The organism is Thauera chlorobenzoica (assembly GCF_001922305.1).
Lineage (GTDB): Bacteria > Pseudomonadota > Gammaproteobacteria > Burkholderiales > Rhodocyclaceae > Thauera > Thauera chlorobenzoica.
In genome coordinates, this window is the sequence record NZ_CP018839.1 from 2,847,236 (window position 1) to 2,870,508 (window position 23,273).

The 23,273-nt window shown below is 66.8% G+C and carries 23 protein-coding genes; 8 read left to right on the forward strand and 15 right to left on the reverse strand.

Going from position 1 to position 23,273, the window contains the following annotated elements:
- The first annotated feature begins 4 nt into the window (after positions 1–4).
- From Tchl_RS18000 to thrC, 3 genes are all read left to right on the forward strand, one after another.
- A complete protein-coding gene (locus Tchl_RS18000; protein WP_198158955.1) occupies positions 5–148 on the forward strand; it encodes a hypothetical protein in 144 nt (47 codons plus the stop codon).
- A gap of 23 nt (positions 149–171) precedes the next feature.
- Positions 172–384 (forward strand): dodecin, encoded by a 213-nt coding sequence (locus Tchl_RS13195; RefSeq protein WP_075148814.1) that lies wholly within the window; start codon positions 172–174, stop codon positions 382–384.
- A gap of 99 nt (positions 385–483) precedes the next feature.
- Positions 484–1,926 carry a threonine synthase gene (gene thrC / locus Tchl_RS13200; RefSeq protein ID WP_075149728.1) on the forward strand — a complete coding sequence of 481 codons (1,443 nt, stop codon included), beginning with the start codon at positions 484–486 and terminating at the stop codon, positions 1,924–1,926.
- A 65-nt stretch (positions 1,927–1,991) separates the two neighbouring features.
- Here thrC and minE read toward each other — a convergent pair whose 3' ends face one another.
- The 8 genes from minE to Tchl_RS13240 form a co-directional block, all read right to left on the reverse strand.
- Positions 1,992–2,252 carry a cell division topological specificity factor MinE gene (gene minE, locus Tchl_RS13205; protein WP_075148815.1) on the reverse strand — a complete coding sequence of 87 codons (261 nt, stop codon included), beginning with the start codon at positions 2,250–2,252 and terminating at the stop codon, positions 1,992–1,994.
- A gap of 1 nt (position 2,253) precedes the next feature.
- On the reverse strand, positions 2,254–3,066 hold the full coding sequence (minD, locus tag Tchl_RS13210) for a septum site-determining protein MinD (RefSeq protein ID WP_075148816.1): 813 nt from the start codon (positions 3,064–3,066) through the stop codon (positions 2,254–2,256).
- Positions 3,067–3,099: 33 nt separating this feature from the next.
- The gene (minC, locus tag Tchl_RS13215; protein ID WP_075148817.1) at positions 3,100–3,888 is read right to left on the reverse strand and encodes a septum site-determining protein MinC; all 789 of its coding nucleotides are present in this window, start codon (positions 3,886–3,888) and stop codon (positions 3,100–3,102) included.
- Between the two features lie 140 nt (positions 3,889–4,028).
- Positions 4,029–4,892, reverse strand: a complete 864-nt coding sequence (gene hslO / locus Tchl_RS13220; protein WP_075148818.1) for an Hsp33 family molecular chaperone HslO — start codon at positions 4,890–4,892, stop codon at positions 4,029–4,031.
- Positions 4,889–5,251 (reverse strand): ArsC family reductase, encoded by a 363-nt coding sequence (locus Tchl_RS13225; protein WP_075148819.1) that lies wholly within the window; start codon positions 5,249–5,251, stop codon positions 4,889–4,891. Before Tchl_RS13225 ends, hslO begins: the two co-directional genes overlap by 4 nt.
- A 28-nt stretch (positions 5,252–5,279) precedes the next feature.
- Positions 5,280–7,694, reverse strand: a complete 2,415-nt coding sequence (locus tag Tchl_RS13230) for a Tex family protein (RefSeq protein WP_075148820.1) — start codon at positions 7,692–7,694, stop codon at positions 5,280–5,282.
- Positions 7,695–7,859: 165 nt separating this feature from the next.
- Positions 7,860–8,708, reverse strand: a complete 849-nt coding sequence (locus tag Tchl_RS13235; protein WP_075148821.1) for a D-hexose-6-phosphate mutarotase — start codon at positions 8,706–8,708, stop codon at positions 7,860–7,862.
- Between the two features lie 3 nt (positions 8,709–8,711).
- Positions 8,712–11,399: a bifunctional acetate--CoA ligase family protein/GNAT family N-acetyltransferase gene (locus Tchl_RS13240; RefSeq protein WP_075148822.1), complete on the reverse strand. Its 2,688-nt coding sequence runs from the start codon at positions 11,397–11,399 to the stop codon at positions 8,712–8,714.
- A 221-nt stretch (positions 11,400–11,620) separates the two neighbouring features.
- Here Tchl_RS13240 and Tchl_RS13245 point away from each other — a divergent pair, with 221 nt between their 5' ends.
- The gene (locus tag Tchl_RS13245; protein ID WP_075148823.1) at positions 11,621–12,172 is read left to right on the forward strand and encodes a class I SAM-dependent methyltransferase; all 552 of its coding nucleotides are present in this window, start codon (positions 11,621–11,623) and stop codon (positions 12,170–12,172) included.
- A 6-nt stretch (positions 12,173–12,178) separates the two neighbouring features.
- Here Tchl_RS13245 and mnmH read toward each other — a convergent pair whose 3' ends face one another.
- A complete protein-coding gene (gene mnmH, locus Tchl_RS13250) occupies positions 12,179–13,228 on the reverse strand; it encodes a tRNA 2-selenouridine(34) synthase MnmH (RefSeq protein WP_075148824.1) in 1,050 nt (349 codons plus the stop codon).
- Between the two features lie 55 nt (positions 13,229–13,283).
- On the opposite strand from mnmH, the gene selD reads away from it, so the two are divergent.
- Positions 13,284–14,324, forward strand: a complete 1,041-nt coding sequence (selD, locus tag Tchl_RS13255; protein ID WP_075149729.1) for a selenide, water dikinase SelD — start codon at positions 13,284–13,286, stop codon at positions 14,322–14,324.
- Between the two features lie 45 nt (positions 14,325–14,369).
- Here selD and Tchl_RS13260 read toward each other — a convergent pair whose 3' ends face one another.
- The gene (locus Tchl_RS13260; RefSeq protein WP_075149730.1) at positions 14,370–15,023 is read right to left on the reverse strand and encodes an arylesterase; all 654 of its coding nucleotides are present in this window, start codon (positions 15,021–15,023) and stop codon (positions 14,370–14,372) included.
- Here Tchl_RS13260 and Tchl_RS13265 point away from each other — a divergent pair.
- Positions 14,995–15,705, forward strand: a complete 711-nt coding sequence (locus Tchl_RS13265; RefSeq protein ID WP_075148825.1) for an ABC transporter ATP-binding protein — start codon at positions 14,995–14,997, stop codon at positions 15,703–15,705. The genes Tchl_RS13260 and Tchl_RS13265 overlap by 29 nt on opposite strands.
- A gap of 81 nt (positions 15,706–15,786) precedes the next feature.
- Here Tchl_RS13265 and serB read toward each other — a convergent pair whose 3' ends face one another.
- The gene (gene serB, locus Tchl_RS13270; RefSeq protein WP_075148826.1) at positions 15,787–16,626 is read right to left on the reverse strand and encodes a phosphoserine phosphatase SerB; all 840 of its coding nucleotides are present in this window, start codon (positions 16,624–16,626) and stop codon (positions 15,787–15,789) included.
- Entirely contained in the window at positions 16,623–17,702 is a 1,080-nt protein-coding gene (locus tag Tchl_RS13275) for a 3-deoxy-7-phosphoheptulonate synthase (protein ID WP_075148827.1), read from the reverse strand. The genes serB and Tchl_RS13275 overlap by 4 nt, the downstream gene beginning before the upstream one ends.
- A 192-nt stretch (positions 17,703–17,894) precedes the next feature.
- On the opposite strand from Tchl_RS13275, the gene Tchl_RS13280 reads away from it, so the two are divergent.
- Positions 17,895–18,461, forward strand: coding sequence for a DNA-3-methyladenine glycosylase I (locus Tchl_RS13280; RefSeq protein WP_075148828.1), 567 nt, complete (start codon positions 17,895–17,897; stop codon positions 18,459–18,461).
- Here the strand turns inward: Tchl_RS13280 and Tchl_RS13285 are convergent.
- Positions 18,456–18,872, reverse strand: coding sequence for a VOC family protein (locus tag Tchl_RS13285; RefSeq protein WP_075148829.1), 417 nt, complete (start codon positions 18,870–18,872; stop codon positions 18,456–18,458). The genes Tchl_RS13280 and Tchl_RS13285 overlap by 6 nt on opposite strands.
- Before the next feature lie 185 nt (positions 18,873–19,057).
- Here Tchl_RS13285 and Tchl_RS13290 point away from each other — a divergent pair, with 185 nt between their 5' ends.
- Entirely contained in the window at positions 19,058–20,143 is a 1,086-nt protein-coding gene (locus Tchl_RS13290) for an IS5 family transposase (RefSeq protein WP_075146924.1), read from the forward strand.
- 329 nt (positions 20,144–20,472) lie between these two features.
- Here the strand turns inward: Tchl_RS13290 and corA are convergent, their stop codons facing one another.
- Both corA and Tchl_RS13300 read right to left on the reverse strand, forming a co-directional pair.
- Positions 20,473–21,438: a magnesium/cobalt transporter CorA gene (gene corA / locus Tchl_RS13295; RefSeq protein ID WP_075148830.1), complete on the reverse strand. Its 966-nt coding sequence runs from the start codon at positions 21,436–21,438 to the stop codon at positions 20,473–20,475.
- 26 nt (positions 21,439–21,464) lie between these two features.
- Positions 21,465–23,156, reverse strand: a complete 1,692-nt coding sequence (locus Tchl_RS13300; protein WP_232311590.1) for a putative bifunctional diguanylate cyclase/phosphodiesterase — start codon at positions 23,154–23,156, stop codon at positions 21,465–21,467.
- Positions 23,157–23,273 lie beyond the last annotated feature (117 nt).

Consider the following 23,273-nt stretch of genomic DNA (forward strand, 5'->3'; position numbering starts at 1 on the left):
GGGTATGCTCTTCAAGCTGGTCGTTTTCATCGGCATCCTGATCATCATCGCCGTGCTCGGCATGCGCGCCCATGCGGTGTCGATCCGCAGTTTCGAGGCGCGGCGGGTGCAGGACGCGCGCTTGCCCGAGGATGCCGGGCCAGGCTGAACCCCAACCGAGGAGGAGAGATCATGCCGGATCATGTTTATAAGCTCGTCGAAATCGTCGGTTCGTCCCATGAAGGCACGGACGCGGCGATCCGCAATGCGATCGAAACCGCGGCCAAGTCGATCCGCCACATCGACTGGTTCGAAGTGGTCGGAACACGTGGCCACATCGTCGATGGCAAGGTCGCGCATTTCCAGGTCACACTGAAGGTCGGTTTCCGCCTCGAGACGGACTGATTGTCTGCCGGGGCGGTCCGGAGGGTCGGCGAGTTCGATAGAATCCGGGGTTTGCGCTCCGGCGCATGTATCGACAATGCCACCCTCGAGGACTGCTCCGTGAAGTACATCTCCACCCGCGGCCATGCCGGCCAGCCCGCCAACCCCGAGTTCTGCGACATCCTGCTCGGCGGACTGGCGCCCGACGGCGGGCTCTACCTGCCCGAAACCTACCCGCAGGTGACGCGCGCCGAGCTCGATGCCTGGCGCAGTCTGTCCTATGCGGAGCTGGCGTTCGCCATCCTGTCGAAGTTCATCACCGATATTCCGCCGGCCGACCTGAAGGCGATCTGCGACAAGACGTATACCGCCGACGTGTATCGCCACGTGCGCCAGGGCGACCGTGCGGCCGACATCACACCGGTGCACTGGCTGGAAGAGGGGCGTCTCGGCCTGCTCGAACTGTCGAATGGTCCCACGCTCGCCTTCAAGGACATGGCGATGCAGCTGCTCGGCAACCTGTTCGAGTACGTGCTGGCCAGGCGCGGCGAAACCATCAACATCCTCGGCGCGACCTCGGGCGACACTGGCTCGGCCGCCGAGTACGCGATGCGCGGCAAGCACGGGGTGCGTGTGTTCATGCTCTCGCCGCACGGGCTGATGAGCCCGTTCCAGCGTGCACAGATGTACTCGCTCCAGGACGAGAACATCTTCAACATCGCCGTCACCGGGATGTTCGACGACGCTCAGGACATCGTCAAGGCGGTCTCCAACGACCACGCCTTCAAGGCGAAGTACAAGATCGGTGCGGTCAACTCGATCAACTGGGCGCGGGTCGCGGCGCAGATCGTGTATTACTTCAAGGGCTATTTCGCGGCGACGAAGAGCAACGACGAGCAGGTCGCGTTCTGCGTGCCTTCGGGCAACTTCGGCAACATCTGCGCCGGCCACATCGCGCGCCGGATGGGCCTGCCGGTGGCGAAGCTGATCCTCGCCACCAACGAGAATGACGTGCTCGACGAGTTCTTCCGCACCGGGGTCTATCGTCCGCGCAAGGCCGCCGAAACCCATGTGACTTCGAGCCCGTCGATGGACATCTCGAAGGCGTCGAACTTCGAGCGCTTCGTCTTCGATCTGCTCGGCCGCGACCCCCAGAAAGTCGCCGCGCTGTGGGCCGAGGTCGATGCCGGGCGGGCGTTCGACCTGTCGGCTTCGCCCGAATTCGCCGCCATCGCCGAGTTCGGTTTCGTTTCCGGCGCCAGCCGCCACGCCGACCGCCTGGCGACGATCCGCAAGGTCTTCGACCAGTACGGGGTGATGATCGACACCCATACCGCCGACGCGCTCAAGGTGGCCTGGCAGCACGAGGCCGGGGTCCCGGTGCTGGTGCTGGAGACCGCGCTCGCGGTGAAATTCGCCGAAACCATCCGCGAGGCGCTGGGGCGCGAACCGGAACGTCCGGCAGATCTCGAAGGTATCGAGAGCCTGCCGCAGCGCGTCGAGGTGATGGCGCCGGATGCGGACGCGGTCAAGCGCTTCATCGTCGACCGCGTCGGCGCGTAACGCCCCGGGCTGGCGCAACCGCGCCGGCCGGGCCGTTCCCGTCCCGCCGCCGGCCCGGAGAAAACTCAGCGCGCCTGTTCGGGCAGCACGATATTGACTTCGAGCACCTCGAAGTTGTCCTGCTTGTCGAGCTGGACCTTGATGTCGTCGGGGTTGACCGCGACATACTTCGAAATCACCTCGATCAGCTCGCGCTGCAGCGCGGGCAGGAAGTCTACGGTCGGGCTGCCGCCTGCGCGTTCGTGGGCGATCAGCAGGGACAGGCGGTTCTTCGCGATTTCTGCGGTCTTCTTCTTTTCGCCGAACAGGCGGGTGAGCAGGGACATCTCACTTGCCTCCGAACAGGCGCTTGATCAGGCCGGGTTTTTCGTAGCTGACGAAGCGCAGCGGGCGGTCTTCGCCGAGGAAGCGGCTGATCACGTCGGCGTAGGCCTCGGCGACATCGGTGCCCTTGAGGTGAATGGCCGGGGTGCCCTGGTTGGAGGCGTGCAGCACCGACTCGGACTCGGGGATGACGCCTATCAGCGGCACCCGCAGCAGTTCCTGCACGTCCTTGTAGGAGAGCATTTCGCCTTCTTCGACGCGCTTGGCCGAGTAGCGGGTGAGTAGCAGGTGCTCCTTGACCGGCTCGCCGCCATCGCGCGCCCGCTTCGATTTGGACTGCAGGATGCCGAGGATGCGGTCGGAGTCGCGCACCGAGGAGACTTCGGGGTTGGTGGTGACGATCGCCTCGTCGGCGAAGGTCAGTGCCATCACCGCCCCACGCTCGATGCCCGCGGGGGAGTCGCACACCACATACTCGAAACCCAGGTGCTCGAGCTCTTCGAGCACTTTCTCGACCCCTTCCTCGGTCAGCGCGTCCTTGTCGCGCGTCTGCGAGGCGGGCAGGACGAACAGGTTGTCGCAGTGCTTGTCCTTGATCAGCGCCTGGTTGAGGCGGGCCTCGCCATTGACGACGTTGACCAGGTCGTACACCACGCGGCGTTCGCAACCCATGATCAGATCGAGGTTGCGCAGGCCGACGTCGAAATCGATGACTGCGGTCTTGAAGCCGCGCAGCGCCAGTCCCGAGGCGAAGGCTGCACTGGTGGTGGTTTTTCCGACGCCACCCTTGCCGGACGTTACGACGATGACTCTCACGGTTTCCCCTTGTGCATGATCTGTGCTTGCGGCTCAGTCGAGCTTGAGCGCTTCGATGTTGAGTGTGTGTTCGACGCCGACCAGCCGCACCAGAGCGGGTTTGCCGGCGAAGTCTTTGGCGATGCCGGACTCGAAGGTGCGATAGACGCCGGCGATCGAGACGAGCTCGGGGCCGAAATCGCTCGTCAGGATGCGTGCCGCCTGGTCGCCCTGGGCGCCGGCGATGGCGCGCCCGCGCAGCGGACCGTAACAGTGGATACTGCCGTCGGCAATGACTTCGGCCCCGGGGCTGACGCCGCCGAGAAGCACGAGGTCGGTGCCGCGGGCGTAGACCTGCTGTCCGGAGCGCAGCGGGCGGTCGACGAACATCGTCGGCGGAGCCGAGGCTGGCGCTGGAGGAGCGGCCGTGGTGGGGGCCGCAGCGGCAGGCTCGGGGGCTGGTTTTGCCGCCGGGGACGTTGTCGAAGCAGGGCGGTCATGTCCCGGCCGTGCGGATAATTGTGCACTGTCGAGCAGGGCGAGCCCGGCCTGACGGGCACTGGCGCAATGAGCTTCGGCGAGCCGGGTGATTCCGATCGGCTGAAGGCGATAGCGCCGCAGCAAGGACTGCAGGCCGGCCCAGTCGATGCGGTCCGGCAGTTCGCCAAGAGTGCCGAAATCGAGGATCACGGGCTCGCCGTTGAAGAAATCCGGCATGCCGCCGAGCATCTTGTGCAGCGCATCGGCGAGCGCGGCGGGTTCAGCTACTTGCAGTACGGCGACGGTTGCGCCCAGGGTCGTGTTGCGGAACTCGATCGGACGGGCGGGCGCGGTAGCGGGCATGGACGGAAAGGGCTTTAAGTTCAGGGGAGTGTACTGATCGGCAGGGGTTCCGGCAAGCCGCGGCCGCCATGCCGCGGCGATCGCCCCGGCGGTGCCCGAGTACGCCCTCCGGGCCGCGCCGTCCGGCGTTCGAGCTGGCGTCAATGGAGGGTCGGCGGATGGAACAGCGCGTCGACGTCGGTGGCGTCGAAACGGTAGCTGTGGTTGGAGAGGTCGTCGTGGACGAGGATCTCGCCGTGCTCGGCGAGGATCGCGCGCACTTCGTCTTCGCCCAGCGCGCGCAACATCGCTGCGACCTTGGCCGGATCGGCAGGCCAGTCGTGGGTGACCGGGCGGGCGTCGAACAGGCGGACGTTTTCCTCCGCGAACAGGCGGCGCAGGATGTCGTGCGCCTCGAGTCCGAGCAGCTCGTCGCTGCGCACGGTGTGGGCGAGCTGGTGCACGCGCGACCAGCCGTCGAGATCCTTCTGGTCGGCGCCCGGCAGCTTCTGCACGAACAGGGCCACTGCGGCCTCCTGGTTGCACGCCAGCCACAAGCCGGCCGGTTGCTGCTCCGACTGGGCGAGGTAGTGCTGGAAAATTTCCGCAATGCTGCCGCCTTCGAGTGGCACCAGGCTCTGGTACGGCTGCGCCAGCCCGGGAATGTCGAGCGATAGCTGCAGGCGGCCGTCGCTGATCAGCTCATCCGGTGCATCTTCGGCGAGCACCCGATCGGCCTTTGCATAACCGCGCAGGTTGAGGGTTTCGGTGCAGTCGACGACGAGCAGGCTGAGCGGACCGTGGCTGCTGAGCTGGACGGTGAGGCGGCCAGGCTGCTTGAGGTTGCCGGCGATGACTGCGGACACCGCGCTCATCTCGCCGAGCAGGCGGGCGACCGGTGCCGGGTAGCCGCGGCCGGCCTGCATGGCCTGCCAGACATCGGTCAGGCGCACGATGGCGCCGCGGATGTCGAGATCTTCGAGCAGGAAGCGCTGAATATAGCTGGAAGGAAGAGGGGCGCTCATGGCTTGTTTCCGGCGAAGACGGCGGCGAAGCGTTCGGGGTCGAGACCGACGACGAGTTCGCCGGTGGCGGCCTCGATCAGCGGGCGGCGGATCAGGCTGGGGTGGGCCTGCATCAGCGCGATCGCCGCTGCTTCGCTGGAGATCGTCTGCTGCTCGGGGGAGAGCCTGCGCCAGGTCGTGCCCCGCTTGTTGACCAGCGCTTCCCAGCCGAGACGTTCGCACCAGCGCTGCAGGGTGGCGGTGTCGATGGCGGATTTCTTGTAGTCGTGGAAGCGGTAGGCGACACCGGCGCCTTCGAACCAGGCGAAGGTTTTTTTCATGGTGTCGCAGTTCTTGATTCCGTGGATCACGGCTTGCATCGCACTCTCCATCTGTTCGCGCCGTCCCTTACTTGCTGCTGCGCGCGCGTGCGAAAGCCTCCGCGAGCGCGCCGCCCGCGGCGGGAGTGCCCTGATCGCGGCGCCTTGCAGGCGGGGTGTGCGGTTTGTCGCTGGTGGCGGGCAGGCGGCCGTCTCCGTTGCGGGGCGGGCGACGGTCGCCGTCGCGGTGCGCTGGTTGACGGGCTTGACCGGCGCCGCGGTCGCGCGTCTCGGGGCGCGCGGCGGCGGGACCTTCGCTGCGGCGCGCTGCGGTGTCGTCGCCCAGGCGCATGGTCAGTGCGATGCGTTTGCGCGCAGCGTCCACCTCCAGCACCTTGACCTTCACCACCTGGCCGGCCTTGACTACGCTGTGCGGGTCCTTGACGAAGGTGTTCGACAGCGCCGAGATGTGCACCAGGCCGTCCTGATGCACGCCGATGTCGACGAAGGCGCCGAAATTGGTGACATTGGTGACCACGCCTTCGAGCAGCATGCCCGGCTGCAGGTCCTTCAGCGTCTCGACGCCGTCGCGGAAGCTGGCGGTGCGGAACTCCGGGCGCGGGTCGCGGCCGGGCTTTTCCAGCTCGGCGAGGATGTCCTGCACGGTGGGCAGGCCGAAGCGCGCGTCGGTGAACTCGGCGGGCTTGAGCGACTTGAGGAAGCTGCCGTTGCCCATCAGCTCACGCACGCTCTTCTGCACCCGGGCGAGGATGCGCTCGACCACCGGATAGGCCTCCGGGTGCACCGAGGACGCATCGAGCGGGTTGTCGCCGCTCGGGATGCGCAGGAAGCCGGCGGCCTGCTCGAAGGTCTTGGGCCCCAGGCGCGGCACGCCCTTGAGCGCATCGCGGCTGCGGAACGGGCCGTGGGCGTCGCGGTAATCGACGATGTTGGCGGCAAGCGTCGAACTGAGGCCGGAGATGCGCGCCAGCAGCGGCACGGAGGCGGTGTTGACGTCGACGCCGACGGCGTTCACGCAGTCCTCGACCACGGCGTCGAGGCTCTTCGCCAGCCGGCCCTGGTTGACGTCGTGTTGGTACTGGCCGACGCCGATCGACTTGGGGTCGATCTTGACCAGCTCGGCGAGCGGGTCCTGCAGGCGGCGGGCGATCGACACCGCGCCGCGCAGGCTGACGTCGACGCCGGGGAACTCGCGCGCGGCGAGTTCGGAGGCGGAATACACCGAGGCGCCCGCTTCCGACACCATGACCTTGGTCAGGCGCAGCTCGGGCTGGCGCTTGAGCAACTCGGCGACGAGCGCATCGGTCTCGCGCGAGGCGGTGCCGTTGCCGATCGCGATCAGCTCGGCGGAGTGCTTCTTCGCCAACGCGGCGATCGTGGCGAGCGCCGATTCGCGGTCGCGGCGCGGCTCGAAGGGGTAGACCGTGGCGGTGTCCACGAGCTTGCCGGTCGCATCGACCACGGCGACCTTGACCCCGGTGCGGATGCCGGGGTCGAGCCCGATCGTGGCGCGCGTGCCGGCGGGCGCGGCGAGCAGCAGGTCCTTCAGGTTGCGGGCGAAGACGCGGATCGCCTCGTCCTCGGCGCGCTCGCGCAGCTCGCCCATCAGTTCGAGTTCGAGGTGGATCGAGATCTTCACGCTCCACGCCCAGCGCACCGTGTCGGCGAGCCAGCGGTCGGCAGGCCGGCCCTGGTTGCGGATGCCGAAGCGGGCGGCGATGCGGCCTTCGCAGGGGTGGGGCGCATCCGCGTCGGCGCGCTCGACCTCCAGCGCCAAGCGCAGCACGCCCTCGTTGCGCCCGCGCAGCAGCGCCAGCGCACGGTGCGAGGGGAGGGTGGTGATCGGCTCCTTGAAGTCGAACCAGTCGCGGAACTTGGCGCCTTCGGCTTCCTTGCCCTCGATTACGCTGGAGCGCACTTCGCCATGCTCGTGCAGATAGCTGCGCAGCTCGCCGAGCAGGGCGGCGTCTTCGGCGAAGGTCTCCATCAGGATCTGGCGCGCGCCGTCGAGCACGCTCTTCACGTCGGCGAAGCCGGCCTCGGCGTTGAGGTAGTTCGCCGCCTCCGTCTCGGGCTCGAGCGTCGGATCGGCGAGCAGCGCTTCGGCGAGCGGGCCGATGCCGGCCTCGCGCGCGATCTGCGCCTTGGTGCGGCGCTTGGGCTTGTAGGGCAGGTAGAGGTCTTCGAGGCGCTGCTTGGTGTCGGCGTCCTCGATCTCGGCGCGCAGTGCGGCGCTGAGCTTGCCCTGTTCCTCGATCGAGGCGAGCACGGTGGCGCGGCGCTCTTCCAGCTCGCGCAGGTAGCCGAGGCGCTCTTCGAGCGTGCGCAGCTGGGTGTCGTCCAGCCCGCCGGTGACTTCCTTGCGGTAGCGCGCGATGAAGGGGACGGTGGCGCCGTCGTCGAGGAGCTGGACGGCGGCGATGACCTGGCGCGGCGAGACGCCGAGCTCGTCGGCGATGCGGTGTTCGATCGGGGGCAGCATCGGATAGGGAGGAAAAGGCAGAAGCGGAGGGCTGGATGGTGCAGCAAGCGCCGGCCAGCGACAAGCATTCGGTACCGCGCGGGGGCGACAGGCCCGCTGACGGCGGACTCCTGCCGGTGCCCCGTGGCGAATGAAAGACGGCTGCGCAGGTGCGGGGGCCGTCCCTTACAGTGCGACCAGGGTCTGTCGCCCCCACCAGCTTTCGCCGGCGTCCACGCGTACCGGTCGGTGGGCGGCCGCGGCCTCGACACAGAGCATGCGGCGAAAACCGTCGGCGGGCAGGTCGGCGATCGTGGCGCTGCGCTCGACCCAGGGGTTCCATACCACGACGTCGCTGAAGCCGTCGGCGTTGACGCCGAGGCTGCGGTCGTATTCGCGCAGCAGCAGCGGGCGCTTGACGTCATGGTAGATGCGGTCGGTTTCGGCTTCGATCAGCAGCACATCGCCGCTGTCGCGCCGGGTACGGCCGGCGTCGACCTGGTCGTGGTAGGTATAGCCGTGCAGGCCTTCGAGGCGGGACTGCTCGACCTCGCGCACGGCCAGATAGGTATGCAGCGCCGCGGTGAATTCGAGCGCTTCGCTGCCGGTGTTCTCGACCTCGAGTTCGAGATCGAGCCGGCTGTCCTCGATCAGGATGCCGAGTTCGGCCCAGAACGGGTACGGCCACAGCGCGCGGGTCGCGTCGCTGTCGCTCAGGGTGAGGGTGACGAGGGCGAAATCCTTTCCGCTGCGCTCGGCTGTGAGCGACCAGCTGATGGTGCGGGCAAAACCGTGCCGGGGCAGCGGACCGAGTTCGGCGAACTGCGGAAAGCACACCGGGACGCCGCCGCGGATCGCCGCGCTGCCGTCGAAGCGGGCCAGCGGGCTGAGATACAGCCGTTCTTCACCGCCGGGCGGGATCCACGACAACACCTGGGCACCGTGCAGGCTGACAATCGCCCGGGCACCGGCGGCGGTGACGAGGTGCAATGCGGGCTGGCCGTGAAAGTCGATATGTTCGATCAGGGAAGGCATGGATCAGTCCTGCAGCGACAGCACGCCGAGTTTGACCGAGCTGTCCTCGGGATCGTTGCTGATCACGAAGCCCAGCTTGTGCACGAACTTCAGCATGCGCTCGTTGTTGGCGAGGAAAACGCCGTTCATGTAGGAAATGCCGCGGCTGCGCGCGGTCTCGATGAGGACGCCCATGAGCTTGCGCGCCAGCCCGCGATGCTGCCAGTCGTCGGCCACCACCACGGCGAACTCGCAGGATTCGCCGTCGGGATTGACCGCGTAGCGGCAGACGCCGATTTCCTTCTCCCGCCCGTCCGCTTCCAGCGTGGCGAGGAAGGCCATCTCCCGGTCGTAGTCGATCTGGGTCAGGCGCGCGACCATTGCCGGCGGCAGCTCGCGCATCGTGTTCATGAAGCGGTAGTACTTCGTTTCGGCCGACAGACCGCGGACGAATTCGATTTCGAGTTCGGCGTCTTCGGGCTTGATCGGGCGGATCGTCACCACCGTGCCGTCGGGCACCGTCCACGTGTTGATCAGGTGCGAAGGGTAGGGGTGGATCGCCATGTGGTCATAGCGATCGGCGGTTGGCGATACGTTGTCGACCATGATCCGGGCATCGACCGCGACGACGCCGTGCTCGTCCACGATCAGCGGGTTGATCTCCATCGCAGTGATCCACGGCAGCTCGCAGACCATTTCCGAGACCCGCAGCAGCACCAGTTCGAGCGCGCCCATGTCGATCGCCGGCATGTTGCGGAATTCGCCCAGGCGTGCCGAGATCCGTGTCGAGCGGATCATGTCCCTGACCAGGAAGCTGTTGAGCGGCGGCAAGGCGACGGCGATGTCGCGGTTGTCCTCGACCAGGTTGCCGCCTTCGCCGAAGGCGATCGCGGGGCCGAACACCGGGTCGCGCTTGACGCTCACCACCAGCTCACGGCCGTTGCGCTTCTGGATCATCGGCTCGATGGCAATGCCGTTGATCTCGGCGTCGGGCCGCACCCGCTTCACCTCGTCGATGATTTCCTGGTAGGTCGAGCGTACCGCGGCGAGGCTGCGGATGTTCAGGCGCACCCCGCCGACTTCGGACTTGTGAGCGATGCTCGGTGAATCGATCTTCATCACGATCGGCAAGCCGATCTCGGCCGACAGCACCATCGCCTCGGCCGCTGAGCGGGCGACCACGGTCTGCGCGATGGGGATGCGGAAGGCGGCCAGCAGCGCCTTCGATTCCATCTCGTTGAGCTTGCTGCGACGCTCGGACAGCGCCATCTCGATCACCAGGCGGGCGCTTTCGATCGACGGCGGCGACAGGTGCGACAGCGAGGACGGCGTCTGCATCAGCAGCTTCTGGTTCTGGTAATAGGCGGAAATGTGGCTGAACAGCTCCACCGCCGGCTCCGGGGTGCGGAAATGGGGGATGCCGGCGGCGGTGAAGCGGTGGCGTGCCTCGCCGACCAGGTCTTCGCCCATCCAGCAGGTGACCACCGGCTTGTCGGCGGTCTTTTCGAGCTCGATGACGACATCGGCAACGCCGGTCGGGTCGCTCACCGCCTGCGGTGTCAGCAATACCAGCACGCCGTCCACGTTCGGCCCTTCGAGGACCGCCTTGAGGGCGTGGCGATAGCGTTCGGGGCCGGCGTCACCGAGGATGTCGACCGGGTTGCCGCGCGACCAGCTTGCGGGCAGCCCGGCATTGAGCTTCTCCAGGGTGGAGTCGGCGAACTCGGCGAGGGGGATGCCGATGTCTGCGGCGCGGTCGGCCGCCATCACGCCCGGCCCGCCACCGTTGGTGATGATCGCCAGGCGGTTGCCGCGCGGGCGGAAGTGCGAGAACAGCGCGTTGGCGGCGGCGAACAGCTGGCCCATGTTGTACAGGCGGATCACGCCGGCGCGGCGCAGCGCGGCGTCGAACACCGCGTCGTCGCCCATCGGCGCGCCGGTGTGGGACAGGATCGCGCGCGAGGCGTCGGGGTGGCGCCCGGCCTTGATCAGCAGCACCGGCTTGACCCGGGCCGCCGCGCGCAGCGCGCTCATGAAGCGGCGGGCGTCGCGCACGCCTTCGACGTAGAGGAAGATGCTCTCGGTGCGCGGGTCGGAGATCATGTATTCGAGCACTTCGCCGAAGTCGATGTCCGACGACGAGCCCAGCGACACCACCGCCGAAAAGCCGACGTTGTTGGGCTTGGCCCAGTCGAGGATCGCCGCGCACAGGCCGCCGGACTGCGAGATCAGGCCGATGCTGCCCTTGAGCGCGCTGGCGTGGGCGAAGGTGGCGTTGAGGCCCAGTTGCGGGCGCATGATGCCCAGGCAGTTGGGGCCGAGCAGGCGGATGCGGTGACGGTGGGCGGCATCGACGACCTGGCGCTCGAGCAGCTCGCCGCGCGGGCCGGCTTCGGAGAAGCCCGCCGACAGCAGGATCGCCGCCTTCACTCCGGCACGGCCGCAGGCGTCGATGATCGCCGGCGCCTTCTCGGCGCGCACCGCGAGCGCGACCAGGTCCAGGCGCTGCGGCACGTCCTCGACCGACTTGTAGCAGGCCACCCCATGCACGCTCTCGTGCTTGGGATTGATCGCGAACAGCTTGCCCTTGTACCCGGCCTCCAGCATGTTGCGGATGAGCACGCTGCCGAGGGCGTTCTCACGTTCGCTGGCGCCGATGATGCCGACGGAGCGGGGCTCGAGCAGCGGGGTGAGGTAGTGCTTGTCTTTCATGGTGTGGCTCTGGATGGGCTCTGGGGATATCGGGCGCAGGCCCGCACGATGACATACGTCCAATTTTTCTTCGAATTTTTCAATAATGCCCGATTATATACTGCAGTGCACAATCGATTGCTGTCCGATTCCGCTCATGTCGCGCGCCGGGGTGCGGAGCGGCCTCGGCTAGAATCGGGGCATTCTCTTCAACGCGAATCCGTCTACAGGGCATTGCACCGATGATCGAGCACCACACTTCCAGTGCGCTCACGCCTTCGGCCTGGGTCACCCGCTTCGCCTCCCTGATCGCGCCCGCCGGACGGGTGCTCGACTACGCCTGCGGCAGTGGCCGCCATGCACGCTGGCTGGCGCAGCACGGTTTCCGCGTCGACGCGGTCGACCGTGACGGCATCGCCCTGCAACTGCTGCAGGGCCTGCCCCGGCTGGAAACGCGAGAACTCGACCTCGAAGGTGAGGACTGGCCTTTCGAGCGCGCCGGCTACGACGGCGTGGTGGTCTGCAATTACCTCTACCGGCCGCGCTTCGATGCCATGCTGGAGCTGCTGCGGCCGGGCGGAGTGCTGATCTACGAAACCTTTATGGCCGGCAACGAGCGCTTTGGCAAGCCGAGCCGCCCCGACTTCCTGCTCCAGCCCAACGAGCTGGTGCATCGCCTGCGGGACAACTGGACCATCGTCGCGTTCGAGCAGGGCGAAATCCGGACCCCGCGCGCCGCGGCCGTGCAGCGGGTGTGCGCGATCAAGGGCAGGGCGCTGGCCGTGCTGCCCTGAGTAACCTTACCCGGTCTGCTCGAGGATGCGCTGTGCCAGCGCCCGGATGCCTTCGGGCCCGAGATCCGTCGTCTCGATACGGGGGGCCTCGCCGTAGCCGAGGTAGTTGCCGTGCTGGGAGCGCCGGTAAAGGGGGTCGTAATGCAGGTCGATGAGTTCGCCGAATAACTCCGGGAGGGCGCCGGCATCGGCCATCGCCTGCCAGCGTGCCAGTGTCTCCCGGCTCTGGAGTTCGCGCAGGCGCAGCAGGTTGTGCTTGAGGGTGGCGATGTCCTCACCCAGATAGGCATAGTCGCGCACCAGGAAGTCGAGGCGGGCATCGCGGCTGGCGTCGATCATGACGCAGGGCGCGCGCCGCATCGTCAGGATCAGCGCCTCGGGCACGAACAGCAGGCCGATCTTGCGGCTTTCGGCTTCCACATAGACCGGGCGCGCCGGATCGATGGCCTGCAGCCGGGTAAACAGCCTCGTCTCGAAATGCTTCTGTGAAGGCTGGGGGCGATCGGGAAGCGCCCCCAGCACCGAACCCTTGTGTGCGGCGAGGTCTTCGAGATCGAGCGTCTGCGCGCCGAGCGCGGCGAGCGCGTCGAGCACCCGGGTCTTGGCGCTGCCGGTCGGGCCGCAGACGATGCGCAGCTGCAACTGCGGGGCGATGCGCTCGGTCTCGGCGATCACGAGGTGGCGGAATGCCTTGTAGCCGCCTTCGAGCTGGCAGGCATCCCAGCCCACCATGCGCAGCCAGGTGGTGAACGAGCCGCTGCGCTGGCCGCCGCGCCAGCAATACACCAGCGGCCGCCAGTTCTTGGGTTTATCCTTCAGGCAGGTCTGCAGGTGGTGGGCGATGTTGGCTGCGACCAGCGCGCCGCCGACGCGCCGTGCCTCGAACGCCGATCGCTGCTTGTAGATCGTGCCGACGACGACGCGCTGCGCGTTGTCGAGCACGGGCAGGTTCACCGCCCCCGGCAGGTGGTCGGTGGCGAATTCCGCGGGCGTGCGCGCATCGATGATCTCGTCAAATCCGGACAGCTGTGCTACGGTCGCGACGCCTTTCTGCATGGTTTTTCCGGGCGCGCGGCGCGTGGCCGGCACAGCCCTTCACTCCTTTCCGACGATGAATGAAATCAAACTGACCCAATTCTCCCACGGCGGCGGATGCGGCTGCAAAATCGCCCCGGGGGTACTCTCCGAGCTGCTGGCGAAAATGCCGCCAGGAGTGGTGCCGCCCGAACTGCTGGTGGGGACCGATACCGCCGACGACGCGGCAGTGTACAAGCTCAACGAGCGCCAGGCGATCGTCGCCACCACCGACTTCTTCACCCCGATCGTGGACAACGCGCGCGACTTCGGCCGCATCGCCGCCACCAACGCCTTGTCCGACGTCTATGCGATGGGCGCCACACCGATCCTGGCGCTGGCCGTGGTGGGCATGCCGCTCGACAAACTGCCGCCCGAAGTCATCGGCGAAATCCTGCAGGGCGGCGCCGAAGTCTGCCGCGCCGCCGGCATCCCGATTGCCGGCGGGCATTCGATCGACGTCCTCGAGCCGATCTACGGCCTGGTCGGGCTGGGCGTCGTCGATCCGGCCCGGGTCCGCACCAATGCCGGCGCACACGCCGGAGACGTGCTGATCCTGTCCAAGCCGCTCGGCATCGGCATCCTGTCGGCGGGGCTCAAGAAAGGCCGGCTCTCCGCCCACGGCTACGCCGAAATGCTGCGCTGGACGACGACCCTCAACCGTGCCGGCGCGCACCTGGCCGACATCGACGGCGTGCATGCGGTGACCGACGTCACCGGCTTCGGCCTCGCCGGCCATCTGCTCGAGATGTGCCGCGGCGCCGGACTCGGCGCGGCGCTGCAGTTCGACCGCCTGCCGGTGATCGCGGAAGCGCTGGCGCTGGTTCAGGCCGGCGTCGCCACCGGCGCCTCGGAGCGGAACTGGGCGAGCTACGGCGAGGCCATCGATCTGGCGGACACGGCGCCCGAGTGGCAGCGCAGGCTGCTCACCGACCCGCAGACTTCGGGCGGGCTGCTGATCGCCTGCGCACCGCAGGCGGTCGACGCGGTGCAGGCGGCGATCCTGGCCGAGCAGGGTGAAGCCGGCGCCGTGATCGGCACGATGGAGGCCGGTCCGGCGCGTGTCGGCATCGCCTGAACGGGGGGCGCGGTCGGTGTATTTTCTACGCGGGGGCGGGCAAGCTTACCTTTCCGCCCTGCGCTTGGCGGTATGCCGCGGCGCGAGCAAGGGCTCAAGCCCCTGCCACACCGTTTCGAGCACGAGCGCCTGGGCCTCGGCGTTGGGATGGATGCCGTCGGCGAGGAACAGCTCGGGTCGATCGGCAAAGCCTTCCAGCAGAAAGGGGACCAGGGCCACGTCTTCGTTCCGGGCGACGTCGGCATAGGTCTGGGCGAAGCGTCGGGTATAGGCCGGGCCGTAGTTCGGCGGCATCTGCATGCCGATCAGCAGGACCCGGGCGCCGCTCTCCCGGGCGGTGGCGATCATCGCCTGCAGGTTGTCGGCGAGCAGCTGCGGGCGCAGCCCGCGCAGGCCGTCGTTGGCGCCGAGTTCGAGGATCAGGATTTCGGGCTGATGCTGTTCGAGGGCTTGCGGCAGCCGAGAGCGCCCGCCGGCCGAGGTTTCGCCCGAGATGCTTGCGTTGACCACCGTGTGGCGGAACCCTTCGTCCTGCAGGCGCGTCTGCAACAAGGCCGGCCATGCCTCTCCGCGGCGCAGGCCGTAGCCGGCCGACAGGCTGTCGCCCCACACCAGGATCGTTGCGGCGTGGGCCGTGCCGGCGAACAACACGATGAAAAAGAAGGTAGCGATGGATCGTAGCAAGGTCGAAGTCTCCATTCCGGTCGTCGAAGTCGACGGCCTGTGCCGTCAGGTCGAGCTGGCCGATGGCCATGGGGATCTGCACATTCTGCAGGATGTCAGCTTTGCCGTCGCGGCGGGCGAGTCGGTGGCGGTGATCGGCGCCTCGGGGTCGGGCAAATCGACGCTGCTGGGATTGCTCGCTGGGCTCGATGTTCCCACGGCCGGTTCGGTGCGCCTCGATGGCATCGACCTGTTCGCGCTCGACGAGGACGCGCGCGCCGCGCTGCGCGGCGAAACGATCGGCTTCGTCTTCCAGTCCTTCCAGCTGTTGCCCGCCCTGACCGCGCTGGAGAACGTGATGCTGCCGCTGGAACTGGCCGGCGCTGCCGACGCGAAGGCGGTGGCGATGCAGTGGCTGGAGCGGGTCGGGCTGGGAGGGCGGCTGCGCCACTACCCGAAGCACCTGTCCGGCGGCGAGCAGCAGCGTGTGGCGCTGGCGCGCGCCTTCGCCCCCGGACCCCGGCTGCTGCTCGCCGACGAGCCGACCGGCAACCTCGATGCCGAAACCGGGCAGGCGATCATCGAACTGATCTTCGCCCTCAATCGCGAGGCGGAGACGACCCTGATCCTGGTGACGCACGACGAGTCGCTCGCGCGCCGCTGCAAGCGGGTGCTGCGCATGAGCGCCGGGCGCCTGGCCGAGACCACGGTACGCTGAGCGCGGCGCGGCAGCCGGGTTGCACCGCGCGCCGGCTGTGCGTCGGTTTCGCCCCGTATCCTGCGGTCGGTGGCGGCGGGCTCAGCTACCGTCGCCGAAGAGGTCGAGGATGCCGTCCAGCCCGCTGTGATCGAGGCAGCAATGGGCGACGTCGCGCAGCACTGGCTTGGGACGGAAGGCGACGCCGAAGCCGGCCGCGCGCAGCATTGGGATGTCGTTGGCGCCATCTCCGGCGGCGATCACCTGGTCCTCGGCGAGGCCGAGTTCATCGCGCACGCGCTGCAGGTGGGCGGCTTTCGCCGCACCGTCGACGATGTCGCCGACGATGCGACCGGTGAGCCGGCCGTTGGCGACTTCGAGCGCGTTGGCGTAGGCGTGATCGAAGCCGAGCCGTGCCTGCAGGCGCTCGGTGAAGTAGGTGAAGCCGCCCGAAACGAGCATGGTGCGAAGCCCCGCCCGCTGCAGGCCCTGGAGCAGGCGTTCGGCGCCGGGGTTGAGCTGCAGGCGCTTTTCGTACACCTCGCCAAGGGCGCTCTCGGGCAGCCCCGCGAGCAGCGCCACGCGGCGGCTCAGCGACTCGCGGAAATCAATCTCGCCCTGCATCGCCGCCTCGGTGATCGCCGCCACCTCGGCCTTCAGCCCCTGCATGTCGGCGATCTCGTCGATGCATTCGATGTTGATCAGGGTCGAATCCATGTCGGTGACGAACAGGCCGAAATCGGCCAGGCGGCGCCCTTCGGGCAGCCAGGCGTGGTCGAGCCGGGCCTCGGCGCAGGCGGCGAGCAGCCCTTCGTGGGGGCGGGCGCCGGAAAGGCGGAAGGAGCGCGGCGTGATCTGCTCGACCGCATGGGCGCCGGTGAGCGTGGCGATGCGCTCGAGCGCGGCGCGGTCGACGTCGCGGGCAAGGACCACCAGGTTCATGCGCTGCGCTCCCGCTGCGGCAGGGCGGTGCGCAACACCGCGGCGGCGTTGCGGATCATCTCTTCGGTGGTGTCCCAGCCGACGCAGGCGTCGGTGACCGAGCAGCCGTACCTGAGCTGGCCGAGGTCGGCCGGAATCGGCTGGTTGCCCGCTTCCAGGTTGCTCTCGACCATCAGGCCGATGATCGACTGGTTGCCTTCGCGGATCTGGTGCATGACGTCCTTCATCACCAGCGGCTGAAGCTCGGGCTTTTTCCACGAGTTGGCGTGCGAGCAGTCGACGACGATGTTCTTCGGCAGCTTGGCCTTGGCGAGCGCCTGTTCGGCGAGTGAGATCGACACCGTGTCGTAGTTCGGCCGCCCGCCGCCGCCGCGCAGCACGACGTGGCCGTAGCGGTTGCCGCGGGTGCGGGTGATTGCCGACTGGCCTTCGCTGTTGATGCCGAGGAAGCTGTGCGGGCTGGCGGCCGAGATGATGGCGTTGATGGCGACGTCGAGATCGCCGTCGGTGGCGTTCTTGAACCCGACCGGGGTGGACAGGCCGGACGCCATCTCGCGGTGGGTCTGCGATTCGGAGGTGCGCGCGCCGATCGCGGTCCACGAGATCAGGTCGCCGTAGTACTGCGGCGCGATCGGGTCGAGCGCTTCGGTGGCGGTGGGCAGGCCGAGCTCGCAGACGTCGAGCAGGAACTTGCGCGCGCGCTCCATGCCGATGTCGATGCGGAAGGAATCGTCCATGAAGGGGTCGTTGATGAAGCCCTTCCAGCCGGTGGACGTGCGCGGCTTCTCGAAATACACCCGCATCACCAGCAGGAGACTGTCGGCGACCTCGTCGGCGAGCGCCTTCAGCCGGCGCGCATAGTCCAGGCCGGCCTCCGGATCGTGGATCGAGCATGGCCCGACCACCACGAACACGCGTGGGTCCTTGTGGTCGAGGATGTCCATCACCGCCTTGCGACCGGCCACCACCGAAGCCGCCGCCCGCTCGGTGAGCGGCACGCGCGCCTTGATTTCGTCCGGCGAGGGCATGTGGTCGAAGGCGACGACGTTGAGGTTTTCGGTCTGGGTGAGCGGCATTGCGGGGACTCCGGTTACGGCCAGGGAAACGGGTAATTGTAACTCCCGCAGCGGGGAGTGGTCGTGGCGATGTGAGCGTCGCGGAACGGCACGAGGGCCGGCGATCGGGCGCGAGGCCGTGAGGTGGGACCGCCCCCGGGGGACGGCCGCGGGCTAGAATTCCGCCAAATTATTCCGAACAGGAGCCTGTCGATGCCCGAACGCTGCGCCTGGTGCGGCAACGATCCGCTCTATGTCGCCTACCACGACACCGAATGGGGCGTGCCCAGCCATGACGATCGCCACCTGTTCGAGATGCTGGTGCTCGAAGGCGCGCAGGCAGGGTTGAGCTGGCTCACCATCCTGAAGAAGCGCGAGCACTACCGGCGTGCGTTCGACGGCTTCGATGCCGAGCGCGTCGCCCGTTACGGGGCGGAGGAGGTCGCCCGCCTGCTCGCCGATCCCGGCATCGTGCGCAACCGGCGGAAGGTGGAGGCGGCCATCGCCAATGCGTGCGCGACGCTGGCGGCGCACGAGCGCTTCGGTTCGCTCGATGCGTTTCTCTGGCGCTTCGTCGACGGCGTGCCGCGCGACGGCCGGCGCAGGATGGCAGCCGACGTCCCCGCCGAGACGACCGAGTCACGGGCGATGAGCGCCGAATTGAAACGGCTGGGGTTCCGCTTCGTCGGACCGACCGTGTGCTACGCCTTCATGCAGGCGGTGGGGATGGTCGATGATCACGTCGAGAGCTGTTTCCGCCACGCCGGGATCCGGTTATGAAGGTTCATCGGAGGGGCCAACCCAGAACAGTGGATTGTGTGCGATTTCCCATAGATAACCGTCAGGATCGGAAAAGTACCCTGCATAGCCACCCCACTCCGTCTTGCTGGCGGTCTTTGTGACCACCGCTCCAGCCGAGGCAGCCTGGGACATTACCTGGTCGACTTCGCGCTCTGAATTTACATTGTGCGCCAGAGCGAACCCAGCGAAGCCCCCCGAGGCTCCATCTACCTGCGCATCTGCCGCTAGAGCATCACGGCCGTACAAGCTCAGCCATGTGCCGTTCAAAGTAAAAAAGGCCACTTCCGGCGGAGAGTCCATTCGAGGAAAGCCAAGACCCCTTTCATAAAACTCAATCGAACGCTGCAAGTCACTCACGCCCAATGTAATCATGCTAATCCGTGGTTTCATGACTCCCTTCCCGCATAACGTAGAGCTGACCGGCGCTGCGCGGCCTCATCGCGCAGCGCCCAGCGACCGAAGGGAGCGAGGTCGAGCGACCTGTTAGCAGGATGTTGATTTAATAGGTTTTCCAGCATCCATGCGGGTTGTGAGGCTGATATAATTACATCTGCATTAAGAAACTGATTATTCTCATGCGCGGCATCGACCATAAACAGAACGCCCTGTTCAGCTACGTCAATATCGAAGACCGCATTGACCGGGATCATCCGTTGCGCCGGATCAAAACGCTGGCCGATATGGTTCTGCGCACGATGTCGCCGCAATTCGATGCGTTGTATGCCGATGGTGGCCGCCCGTCGATTGCACCGGAACGCTTGTTGCGGGCGTCGCTGTTGCAATGTCTGTTTTCGATTCGCTCGGAGCGTGCGCTGGTCGAGCATATCGATTTCAACATGATGTTCCGGTGGTTCGTCGGCATGACGCTGGACGAGCCGGTCTGGGATCACTCGACGTTCAGCGCCAATCGCGAGCGGCTCCTCAAGGAGAGCGTGATGCGCGAGTTCTTCGGTGGCGTGGTGGCGATCGCCGAATGGGCCGAGCTGGTGTCGGACGAGCATTTCAGTGTCGACGGCTCGCTGTTGCGGGCGTGGGCCTCGCACAAGAGCATGATGGCCCGGGACGGCTCCGACGAGCCGCCCGGACCGGATCAGGGACGCAACCCCGAGGTGGACTTTCGCGGCAAGAAGCGCTCGAACAAGACGCACGTCTCGCGCACCGACCCGCAGGCCCTGCTCGCCAGCAAGGGCGGCGGCGTGGCGTACCTGAGCTACACCACGCATGCGTTGGCCGAGAATCGTCACGGTCTGATCGTCGATGTCCACACTACGACCGCCACCGGAACCGCTGAGCGTGAGGCGGCGTTGGTGATGGCCAGGCGCAGCATCAAGCCCGGCAATTCGGCGCACAAGCCGACGCTGGCGGCCGACCGGGGGTACGACACCGCCGAGTTCATCGCCGCGCTCGAGCCGCTGGGCATTGCCCCGCATGTCGCGGCCAAGGTCAAGGGCAGCGCCGTGCCCAATGAGGTGAAGTCGTCCCCCGGTTACGCGGTCAGCCTGCGCCGACGCAAGATGATCGAAGAGGCCTTTGGCTGGGCGAAGGATATCGGCACGCTGCGCCATGCGATGGCGCGTGGGCTGGATCGAATCCGTGCGCATGCGTTGCTCAATTTCTCGGCTTATAACCTGACGAGATTGGGCAATCTGCTGGCGCCGTAATTCGCGGGCGCCCTGGCGCCCTGCGGATGGGAAACGTTGTAGTCGAAAAACCATGTCTTTGCGGCGACAGGAGCGCTGCTGATTTGCGGTAGCACAATCGACGGAAAAGTCAGCTTGAATCGGCATGATCACGGGGAAAGCGGGCGATTTTCAAAGTCGATTTTTCCCCGGGGACTGGAAACCGAAGGTGAACCCGAGATTTTCAACACCCTGTTAGGTCCACTGCTACGCAGTTGCACGCTTGTAGGCATCCACAATCCCCTGGTGGAAATACTTTCTGCATGTCGCCTGCTGTCATGAGGTGGGATTACACAAATGAACGGAGCCCGTCACAGCCATTTCGCTTTCCTGAAGCGCCACCACAGGAAGGCGCTCGTGCCTGCGATCGTGGCGATGCCGAAGGGGTAGCCGTACTGCCACTCGAGCTCGGGCATGTGGGCGAAGTTCATGCCCCAGATGCCGGCGAAGGCGGTGGCGACGGCGAAGATCCCGGCCCAGGCGGCGAGCCGCTTGGCGATCTCGGTCTGGTCGATGGCGACCATCGACAGGTTGACCTGGATTGCGGTGACGATGGTGTCGCGGATGCTGTCGAGCGAGGCGTTGAGCCGGGTCAGGTGGTCGTACACGTCTCGGAAGTAATGCCGGCTGTTGGCGCAGACTTCGGGCACGCGGCCGCTGTGCAGCTTGCCGGCGGCTTCCATCAGCGGCGTCACCGCATGCTTGAGGAGGGTGACCTTGCGTTTCAGGCGATACAGCCGGCGGATGCTGGAGTGCGCCGCGCCCTTGGTGAAAATGCGTTCTTCGAGCGCTTCGAGCTCGGATTCGAGGCCTTCGATGACCGGGAAGTAGCGATCGACGACGGCGTCCATCAAGGCGTAGAACACGTAGCCCGCGCCTTTCGCGAGCATTTTCGGCTCGCGCTCGCAACGGCGGCGCACGTCGAGAAAGCCGCGCTCGCTGCGGTTGCGCACCGACAGGATGTAGTTGGCGCCGACGAACACGTGCACTTCGCCGACTTCGAGGACGCCGTCCTTGTCCTCGATGAGGTGCATCACCGCGAACAGCTCGTTCTCGTATTCCTCGACTTTCGGGCGCTGGTGGCCGTGGTGGGCGTCTTCGACGGCGAGTTCGTGGAGGCCGAACTCCGCTTTCATCTGCGCGAGTTCCTCGGCCGTCGGGTCCTTGAGCGCGACCCAGATGAAGGTGTCGGCGCGCTGCAGGTAGTCGCTGATCGCCGCGACCGGGATGTCTGCGAGCTTGCGCCCGTGCTGGTAGGCGGTGCAGTTGATGAGCATGGCAAGCAGGCCCGGCGAGGACGCCGTCAGTAGGCGCCGGTCGGGGCGTCCGCCGTTTGCGGGCCGGGGGCGGGAGCGATGTCGCGCAGCAGCCGGCCGGGGTTTTCCCGGTCGTCGATGATCAGCATTTCCGCCTGGGCGGCGGTGACCGGACGCGAATACAGGAAACCCTGGGCGAATTCGGCCCCCAGTCCGCGCAGCAGCGCTTCCTGGGCGGGGAGTTCGACGCCCTCGCAGACGACTTCGCGGCCCAGCTTGTGGGCGAGGTTGAGGATGGTTTCGACGAAGCTGCGGTCGGCCGCCCGGTCGTGAACGTGGCGGATGAAGGAGCGGTCGACCTTCAGGGTGTCGATCGGCAGACGGTGCAGGTAGGACAGCGAGGAATAGCCGGTGCCGAAGTCGTCGAGCATCAGTTTGAGCCGGGTGCGCTTGAGGGCGGCCATCAGCTCGATCGCGCGATCACCGTCTTCCATCGCCGCGCTTTCGGTGATCTCGAGCTTCAGGTGGCGCGGGGAAAGTCCGCTCTCGCGCAGGGTGCGGCGGATCTCCGGCAGCAGGTCGGGGTGGGTGAGCTGGCGTGCGGACAGGTTGACGCTGACGGTCAGCGCCGGGCGGCGCGGGAAGGCGAGCTGCCAGCGGCGCATCTGGGCGCATGCGGTGTCGAGCATCCAGCGCCCGATGGGGACGATCAGGCCGCTGTCTTCGGCCAGCGGGATGAATTCGGCGGGGGAAATGAGCCCGCGGTCGGGGTGGTTCCAGCGCACCAGTGCTTCGAAGCCGACCAGCCGGGTGTCGCGCAGACGCACGATCGGCTGGTAATAGGCTTCGAATTGATTGCGCTCGAGCGCACGGCGCAGATCGAGCTCGAGGTCGAGCCGGCGCAGGGCTTCTTCGTGCATGCCGCGGTCGAACATCGCATAGCCGCCGCCGCCCTGGGTCTTGGCCCGGTTCATCGCCAGGCTGGCGTCGCGGAGCATGACGTCCGGGTGGTCGTAGTGGGAATTGTTCAGCGTCATTCCCGCCGACATGCTGGCGAAGACTTCATGTTCGTGCAGGTGGAAAGGCAGGACGCAGCTTTCCTGCAGGCGCTTGATGACCCGCACCGGGGAGGTGGGGTCCTTGATGTCTTCGAGCAGGATGCCGAACTCGTCGCCGCCGAGGCGCGCGATCATGTCGGTCGGCCGGGTGGAGCGGCGCAGCAGGTTGGCGATCTCGATCAGCAGCAGATCGCCGATGCGGTTGCCGAGGCTGTGGTTGATGACGCTGAAGCGGTCGATGCCGCAGTGGATGACGGCGAACTGGAGCTGCTTGTTGCGCTGGGCGCGTTGCATCGCATGATTGACGCGGTCGAGGAACAGGCCGCGGTTGGGCAGGCCGGTCAGTCCATCGACGAAGACTTCCGGCAGCCGGGCTTCGTGCTCCGACAGGTTCACCCCGGTCTCGTGCGCCGAAGCGTAGAACAGCATGTGGTCGGGGTCGAAGCTGACGCTCCACGCCAGGCCGACATAGGTGCCGTCGCTTCTGCGACAGCGGCACGAAAAGCGCACCGTCGACAACTCGTCGCCGATGCGGCACAGGCGGTCGATCATGTCCTCGCGGTCGAGTTCGTGCACGACCTCGATGAACGGGTGCCAGCGCAGTGCGTCCTGACCGAGGCCGAGCACTTCCTGCCATGACTCGCTCATCATCTGGATCACCCAGTTCTCGTCGAGAACCATCAGCAGGGCACCCGGCAGCCTGAAAAACGCACTTTCGACAGGAAAGGCCTGCGGAGGTTTTCGATAAACGGACATCATGGGCAGTTACTCGGTGGTTTTTCCAATGATACGGGGCTG

Bases quoted from the DNA above. Each gene is read 5' to 3' on its own strand.
- Tchl_RS13290 (WP_075146924.1), top strand. From the start codon at position 19,058: ATGCGCGGCATCGACCATAAACAGAACGCCCTGTTCAGCTACGTCAAT.
- Tchl_RS13260 (WP_075149730.1), bottom strand. From the start codon at position 15,023: ATGGAGACTTCGACCTTGCTACGATCCATCGCTACCTTCTTTTTCATC.
- Tchl_RS13245 (WP_075148823.1), top strand. From the start codon at position 11,621: ATGATCGAGCACCACACTTCCAGTGCGCTCACGCCTTCGGCCTGGGTC.
- mnmH (WP_075148824.1), bottom strand. From the start codon at position 13,228: ATGCAGAAAGGCGTCGCGACCGTAGCACAGCTGTCCGGATTTGACGAG.
- minE (WP_075148815.1), bottom strand. From the start codon at position 2,252: ATGTCCCTGCTCACCCGCCTGTTCGGCGAAAAGAAGAAGACCGCAGAA.
- Tchl_RS13225 (WP_075148819.1), bottom strand. From the start codon at position 5,251: ATGCAAGCCGTGATCCACGGAATCAAGAACTGCGACACCATGAAAAAA.
- Tchl_RS13195 (WP_075148814.1), top strand. From the start codon at position 172: ATGCCGGATCATGTTTATAAGCTCGTCGAAATCGTCGGTTCGTCCCAT.
- Tchl_RS13240 (WP_075148822.1), bottom strand. From the start codon at position 11,399: ATGAAAGACAAGCACTACCTCACCCCGCTGCTCGAGCCCCGCTCCGTC.
- minC (WP_075148817.1), bottom strand. From the start codon at position 3,888: ATGCCCGCTACCGCGCCCGCCCGTCCGATCGAGTTCCGCAACACGACC.
- Tchl_RS13275 (WP_075148827.1), bottom strand. From the start codon at position 17,702: ATGCCGCTCACCCAGACCGAAAACCTCAACGTCGTCGCCTTCGACCAC.
- Tchl_RS13280 (WP_075148828.1), top strand. From the start codon at position 17,895: ATGCCCGAACGCTGCGCCTGGTGCGGCAACGATCCGCTCTATGTCGCC.
- Tchl_RS13300 (WP_232311590.1), bottom strand. From the start codon at position 23,156: ATGGTTCTCGACGAGAACTGGGTGATCCAGATGATGAGCGAGTCATGG.
- Tchl_RS13265 (WP_075148825.1), top strand. From the start codon at position 14,995: ATGGATCGTAGCAAGGTCGAAGTCTCCATTCCGGTCGTCGAAGTCGAC.
- Tchl_RS13235 (WP_075148821.1), bottom strand. From the start codon at position 8,708: ATGCCTTCCCTGATCGAACATATCGACTTTCACGGCCAGCCCGCATTG.
- corA (WP_075148830.1), bottom strand. From the start codon at position 21,438: ATGCTCATCAACTGCACCGCCTACCAGCACGGGCGCAAGCTCGCAGAC.
- Tchl_RS13285 (WP_075148829.1), bottom strand. From the start codon at position 18,872: ATGAAACCACGGATTAGCATGATTACATTGGGCGTGAGTGACTTGCAG.
- Tchl_RS13230 (WP_075148820.1), bottom strand. From the start codon at position 7,694: ATGCTGCCCCCGATCGAACACCGCATCGCCGACGAGCTCGGCGTCTCG.
- serB (WP_075148826.1), bottom strand. From the start codon at position 16,626: ATGAACCTGGTGGTCCTTGCCCGCGACGTCGACCGCGCCGCGCTCGAG.
- selD (WP_075149729.1), top strand. From the start codon at position 13,284: ATGAATGAAATCAAACTGACCCAATTCTCCCACGGCGGCGGATGCGGC.
- Tchl_RS18000 (WP_198158955.1), top strand. From the start codon at position 5: ATGCTCTTCAAGCTGGTCGTTTTCATCGGCATCCTGATCATCATCGCC.
- hslO (WP_075148818.1), bottom strand. From the start codon at position 4,892: ATGAGCGCCCCTCTTCCTTCCAGCTATATTCAGCGCTTCCTGCTCGAA.